This is a genomic window from Nocardioides sp., assembly GCF_031422975.1.
Lineage (GTDB): Bacteria > Actinomycetota > Actinomycetes > Propionibacteriales > Nocardioidaceae > Nocardioides.
Genome location: NZ_JANPEO010000143.1, coordinates 1 through 1,721, shown reverse-complemented (window position 1 = coordinate 1,721; position 1,721 = coordinate 1). Strand labels below are relative to the sequence as shown.

Below are 1,721 nucleotides of genomic sequence, written 5' to 3'. Positions count from 1 at the left end.
GACGTCGGAGGGCGTGGCGTCGTCGGGGATCCGGTCGACGTACCCCTTGATCGCGGACAGCGTGAAGCCGTGGGCCTGCAGCTCGCGTACGAGCTCGAGGCGCGCGACGTGGTCGGCGGAGTAGTAGCCCGAGCGGCCCCGACGCAGCGGCGGCGGGACAAGGTGCTTGGAGGTGTAGAAGCGGATGTTGCGCACGCTCATACCCACCCGCTCGGTGAGCTCGTCGAGCGTGAGCAACACGGGCTGCTCGTCTGCGGTCTCCATGCCTGCCTGCCTCATCTCGGACACTCAGGTTCCCCGGATATCCGGGGAACTTCACGCTTTGCCACCAAAGCAACGGGGGTCAAGCGGGAGTTTCCCCGGATATCCGGGGAAACTCACTCGACCTCGCGTGACCCGGGCCACACCTTGACCATGGTGACAGTAATGGTGTCACAATCGAGGTATGGCAGAAGCATTCATCTATGACCACATCCATACCCCCCGCGGCAGGGGCAAGGCCACTGGCTCCCTGCACGAGGTCAAGCCCGTCGATCTGGTGGTGGGTCTCCTCGACGAGGTCAAGACGCGCAACCCGGGCCTGGACCCGCACCGGATCGACGACGTCGTCCTCGGTGTCGTGACCCCCGTGGGCGACCAGGGCGGCGACATCGCCAAGACCGCGGCACTGAAGGCGGGCTACCCCGACACGGTCGCCGGCGTGCAGCTCAACCGCTTCTGCGCCTCCGGACTGGAGGCCGTGAACCAGGCCGCCAGCCGTGTACGCGGCGGCTTCGAGGACCTGATCCTTGCCGGCGGTGTCGAGTCGATGAGCCGCGTGGCCATGGGCAGCGACGGCGGGGCGTGGGCGATGGACCCGGCGACCGCGCTCGCGACCGGCTTCGTGCCGCAGGGCATCGGCGCCGACCTGATCGCCACCATCGAGGGCTGGAACCGCGAGGACGTCGACACCTATGCCGCGCAGTCGCACCACCGCGCCGCCAAGGCCTGGGCCAACGGCTACTACGCCGACGCCGTCATCCCGGTCAAGGACCTCAACGGCATCACCGTGCTCGAGCACGACGAGACGATCCGCCCCGACACCAGCGTCGAGGGCCTGGCGGGTCTGCGTCCGTCATTCGCGCAGATGGGCAAGGACGCCGGCTTCGACGACGTGGCGCTGGAGAAGTACCACTGGATCGAGCAGATCAACCACGTCCACCACGCCGGCAACAGCTCGGGCATCGTGGACGGCGCCGCGATCATGGTGATCGGCAGCGAGCAGGTCGGCATCGACCTCGGCCTGACCCCGCGCGCCCGGATCATCGCCACCGCCGTCAGCGGCGCCGACCCGACGATCATGCTGACCGGCCCGGCTCCGGCCGCCCGCAAGGCGCTCGCCAAGGCCGGCCTGTCCGTCGCCGACATCGACCTGTTCGAGATCAATGAGGCCTTCGCCGCTGTCGCGATGCGGTTCATGCGCGACATGGGCATCACCGACGACATCACCAACGTCAACGGTGGCGCCATCGCCATGGGCCACCCGCTCGGTGCGACCGGCGCGATCATCCTCGGCACGCTCGTCGACGAGCTCGCTCGCCGCGACCAGAAGCGCGGCCTCGCCACGCTCTGCGTCGGTGGCGGCATGGGCATCGCGACCATCGTCGAACTCGTCTGAGAAGGACTCCCACATGACTGACACCACCACCACCACCAGCACCGATCAGCAGACCGCCGTCCGC

At 68.3% G+C, this 1,721-nt stretch carries 2 protein-coding genes; one reads left to right on the top strand and one right to left on the bottom strand.

Annotated elements, in window-relative coordinates; all coding sequences use genetic code 11:
- On the bottom strand, nucleotides 1-264 hold a 264-nt coding region (locus tag RMO85_RS04575), incomplete at its 3' end, for a helix-turn-helix domain-containing protein (protein WP_310526754.1).
- Between the two features lie 181 nt (nucleotides 265-445).
- Here RMO85_RS04575 and RMO85_RS04570 point away from each other — a divergent pair.
- A complete protein-coding gene (locus RMO85_RS04570) occupies nucleotides 446-1,657 on the top strand; it encodes an acetyl-CoA C-acetyltransferase (RefSeq protein ID WP_310526753.1) in 1,212 nt (403 codons plus the stop codon).
- The last annotated feature ends 64 nt before the right edge of the window (nucleotides 1,658-1,721 follow it).